Origin of the sequence: Flavobacterium sp. UGB4466, from assembly GCF_903469665.1 — a bacterium.
In the GTDB taxonomy this organism is placed as follows: domain Bacteria; phylum Bacteroidota; class Bacteroidia; order Flavobacteriales; family Flavobacteriaceae; genus Flavobacterium; species Flavobacterium lipolyticum.
In genome coordinates this window covers 1-4,689 of the sequence record NZ_CAGKLC010000187.1, presented here as the reverse complement: position 1 = coordinate 4,689, position 4,689 = coordinate 1, and the positions used below count along the sequence as shown (strand labels likewise).

The window sequence follows — 4,689 nt, the reverse complement described above, 5'->3', positions numbered from 1 at the left end:
TATAATGGTCCTGTCTTTCAGTTTGCATTTCACATCTAACGCTTCACAGATATACAAATCACTTATAAAACAACAAACCCGACAGGTTTTTGAAACCTGTCGGGTTTTGATATAATTAATTAGATTCTTATGAATTGGCTTTACTTAAAATATTGAGGTTACATTTGTATTTCGGCTTTTCTCCAGTAAAATATCAAGTTTTACAACGGTAAGCCTTCCGGTATTGTCAATAAAATTGAGGGTTTCTTTTCCCGCATTCAGTGAAATTGTTTTTGGGTAATTAAAGTTAGGTACTAACTGAGGAAGATCAATTACAACCTTTTCCCCTAAGCTATTTTTATATTTTAAAATACCACTTTTGTTTTCAAATACTGCCTCGTAAAAAGTGTAATCACTTGTTGTCATTGAAAGCCACATCGATCCATTAAAAAAATACACATCTTTTGTAGAATAGTCAAAAAAGAGATCCCCTGCTTTTCCATTATCCTCAGGTAAACCGTCTTCTTCAATCAGATTTTTGAGATTGTTCCATTTGTTTTCATACCAATAATAATAACCTGGCAAAATTTGTGTATTTTTTGCGGTATTAAAAACCAAAATAAATTTGGTATCTCCGTCTACAACTGTAGACTTGTCAAATCTGCTTTTTAATGTTGTTCGTGGTATCATTATTTCTTTACTTTTACAAATTAGATCTAAACGTGATGCTATAATAGACATTTCTTTATGCGTATCTATCTGGTGTTTTGGGGTACCAGTCTGGCACATTACTACTGCTGGAACTAACCAAATAATACTCAAAATTATCATTCTCATATTTACTCCATCTTTAAATTCAGATGCAAATTTAACACACTCATTTACTGCTAATTACTCATAATCAACAAGCAGCAGTAATGATGCAATAAATAGTACTTTATTTGAAATAAGTGGTGAGGAGATGTGAGTTATGAGTTATGGATTATAAGTTATGAGTTGTAACTCTAAACTGTAACTATAAACTGTAACTGTAACTGTAACTGTAAACTATAAACTGTAAACTGTAAACTGTGACTGTAAACTGCAAACAGTGTTTACATCTAACAAACAGTTAAGATTGGTCTTTATTTTCGATTTCGAAGCCATCTTTCGATTGGTTCGAGAACTGTGTTGACGATTGTAACTAGAAATGTGCAAATTAGAGCTTCTATGAAATAACCTGATGCGGCAATACAGCCAATAGCGGCGCTACACCATATAGTAGCAGCTGAATTCAAACCGTGTACATTGGGTCCTTCTCTAAATATAACTCCGGCACCTAAAAAGCCAACTCCCATAACAACCTGAGCTGTAATGCGGGTTACATCAATATTGGGTGCTGTTGCAGCTACTTTAATCGACAATAAAACAAATGCTGCTGCTCCTGTTGCTACCAGCATATTGGTTTTTAAACCGGTTTCTTTGTGGTGCCACTGTCTTTCGAAACCAATAATTAGTCCGGCGAAGAGTGCGATTATAAGTCGGGTTAGGAATTCTGTTGTACTCAAAGTTATTGTTTTTTATATTAGATACCGTTGGGTTTATGTTTTCACGCAGATTGCTTCGCCAGTTCGCTATCGCTCGGGTCTGAAGATTTTTTTCTGTTTAATCTTCTCTCCAGATCATTTAATAGAATAAATTTAAGAAATTAAATACAATCATTTTTTATCTCTATCCTTAAAAAACAAATCTTTTTGTACGGCACAAAAAAAAGCTGCAAGATTACCCTGCAGCTTTTCATAACAATTTAATTAACTCAACTTTATTAAAAAAGCTAACTCTTTATTACATCGAAACAATAATGAACTCACTTCTTCGATTCGCCTGATGTTCTTCTGTAGTACATTTTACGCCATCAGCACATTTATTCAGCAATTGTGTTTCTCCGTATCCTTTTCCGGTAATGCGATCAGCAGCAATTCCTTTTTTAACAAGCCATGCCACTGTTGCTTTAGCCCTTCTGTCGGATAGTTTTTCATTATAAGCATGAGTTTGTCTACTATCTGTGTGCGAGCGAACATCAATTTTCATGCTTGGATTTTGAATCATCACCTGACGGATTTTTTCTAACTCAATGGCCGCCTCTTTTCGAACAATAGATTTACCCAAATCGAAGTAAATCATTTTTATGTGTAAAATTTTCGCCAAATCATCACCAACAATCAATTTTTCAATCGTTTTTTCAACCACTTTTTGAGGTGTTCTTTTCAAAGGCAATGTCAAACTTGTTTTATCGATCGCTTTAGGTAATTCATTAGTATCATAATCTTGTCTTGCCGCGCGAACAAAGTATTCCTTATTACAATTAACTTTAAAACTATATTTCCCATCGGCTCTGGTTATTACCTCACCTATTATCTGAAGCTGATTGTCAAGTAAATTTACTTTAGCGTTTTCCAGTACCAAATTTGTTTCGGCATCTATAACAATCCCTGATAAAATCTCCTCACAAGGCAATTTTCTGGTTTCCGAAAAACGGTAGACGTCATCGTAACCATGCCCTCCATCTCTATTGGAGGAGAAAAAACCGGTTCTGCTTTTACTGTCTATTATAAAACCAAAATCATCCACTTTTGTATTTATAGGAGCTCCAACATTCTGAACTTCGCTAAACGTCAAATCTTTTTTAATAGTCGAAACATACACATCAAGCCCTCCTAATCCCGGACGTCCGTCGCTGGCAAAATACAATTCGTTATCTCCTGATATAAAAGAAAAAGTTTCTCTTCCTTCAGTATTAATTGCGGCTCCCAGGTTTTCAGGTTTACCAAAACTGCCATCCGTATTAATAGTCACACTATACAAATCTGATTGTCCAAAAGTACCCGGCATGTCTGAAGCAAAGTATAACTTTTTTTCATCTACACTTAATGTCGGATGTGCCACACTGTATTGATCACTGTTAAAAGGCAATTCAACGATATTCGTCCATTTACCTTCTATATAACTTGCCTTATACAATTTCAATAAAGTGACTTTCTTGTCGTCTGCCCCTCTTGTACCGTTTAGAAAATTGTTTCTGGTAAAATACATCGTTAATCCGTCTTTTGTAAAAACAGGAGTCGATTCATTAAATTTTGAATTGATCTTATTTTCAAATCGCTTCGGAATTCCTACACTACCATCGGCGTTTAATTCTGCCGAATAAAGATTTGTAAACGATTTATTGGTCCATTTAAATTTTACTTTGGCAACTCCGCCCGTGTCTCTGGCAGACGCAAATACCAATTTATTATCTAAAAAAGAACTTCCATAATCTGAGTATCTTGAATTAATTCCGGCATCGGCTATTTCAAATCTCCCTGAATTGTTTTTTATCTGCTCCAAATAATTTTTATTCTTTTCAAATAACAATCCTCTTTTATCAGTACTTGCTTTTTGGTTGAAAAGCTCTAATATTTTATCGGCTTTAGTATAATTTCCTGTTGCTTTTAAGGTTTGAGCATATCGGTAATAATACTCAAATTCCTGTTGATCATTCATTCCGAAAAGAGCTTTGTACCATTTTAATGCTCTCACCAACTCGCCATTAAAATAATAGGCGTTACCCAATCGTTGGAGCATTTTTTCCTCTTTATATCCTTTTTCTGCTACCTTTTCGTAAGTAGCAATTGCATCTATGTAAGCATACTGATTGTAATTTTTATCAGCTTTGTCTAAACCTGACTTTTGTGCCATTCCACTAAAAAAAACGGAAGACAGAAAGACCGTATATGCTATTTTTTTTATTTTCATAATTAGAAAAATCTAGGTGAAGTTATTCGGCTGTAATTTTTTAAGAATTCAAAACGCAGAAATATCTCATGCGACCCTGAGTTGTAGTTTACCAATCGGGTGGTTTCGCGATCGTAGGAATACCCTACATACATACTATCGGTTATCTGAAATCCTGCCAAAGCACTAAAAGAGGCGCTCCATCTGTAAGCTAGTCCGATCACAAATTTATCGTTGAACATAAAATTTGCCGATGCATCTACTTGTAATGGTGAACCTTCGACCATTTTTGTCATTATAGCCGGTTTAAATTTTATCGTTTCATAACGATTTAGATTAAATACATAACCTGCTATGAAATAATAGTTGATACGGTCTTTATAGATTGAATAATCGTTATCGTCAAAGCGGGTAGTTTGAATAAAATTAGGAACGGATAATCCCACATAAGCTTTATCCGTATGCCAGTAAACTCCGGCTCCGATATTGGGAGCGAATTTATTCTGAAAATCCTGAAACTGAGGATCTCCCTGATGCTCCGGAGTCAATTTTGTAGGATCCAGCTTAAATATATTGGCAGAACCTTTAATACCAAAAGAAAGTTTCGCGGTTGCTGATGTTTGTATGGAGTAAGAGAAATCAGCTGACAGATTGTTTTCATTTGTAGGGCCTATTTTATCATTGACTAACGATACTCCTAAACCTACATTATTGTTTATGGGTGTATTTAACGAAAAACTACTGGTTTCGGGTGCTCCATCCAATCCAACCCACTGGGTGCGATACAATCCGAAAATGCTCATAGCTCCGCGAGAACCGGCATAAGCAGGATTTATATTGATGGTATTATACATGTATTGTGTAAACTGCGCATCTTGCTGGGCAAAACCTGCAGTAGAACAAAACAATAAAACTAAAACTAATTTTTTCATTTATTTTATTTTTAAAGAATGGCTT

At 35.0% G+C, this 4,689-nt stretch carries 4 protein-coding genes; all 4 read right to left on the bottom strand.

Translation table 11 applies throughout. The features are described from left to right. Nucleotides 1-144: 144 nt before the first annotated feature. The gene (locus tag JO950_RS21310) at nt 145-816 is read right to left on the bottom strand and encodes a hypothetical protein (RefSeq protein WP_230001048.1); all 672 of its coding nucleotides are present in this window, start codon (nt 814-816) and stop codon (nt 145-147) included. 287 nt (nt 817-1,103) lie between these two features. Then, the gene (locus JO950_RS21305; RefSeq protein WP_017498662.1) at nt 1,104-1,526 is read right to left on the bottom strand and encodes an MgtC/SapB family protein; all 423 of its coding nucleotides are present in this window, start codon (nt 1,524-1,526) and stop codon (nt 1,104-1,106) included. A 277-nt stretch (nt 1,527-1,803) separates the two neighbouring features. After that, a complete protein-coding gene (locus JO950_RS21300; RefSeq protein ID WP_202704442.1) occupies nt 1,804-3,753 on the bottom strand; it encodes an OmpA family protein in 1,950 nt (649 codons plus the stop codon). A 2-nt stretch (nt 3,754-3,755) separates the two neighbouring features. Continuing rightward, nucleotides 3,756-4,664 (bottom strand): type IX secretion system membrane protein PorP/SprF, encoded by a 909-nt coding sequence (locus tag JO950_RS21295; protein ID WP_202704441.1) that lies wholly within the window; start codon nt 4,662-4,664, stop codon nt 3,756-3,758. Nucleotides 4,665-4,689: the final 25 nt, after the last annotated feature.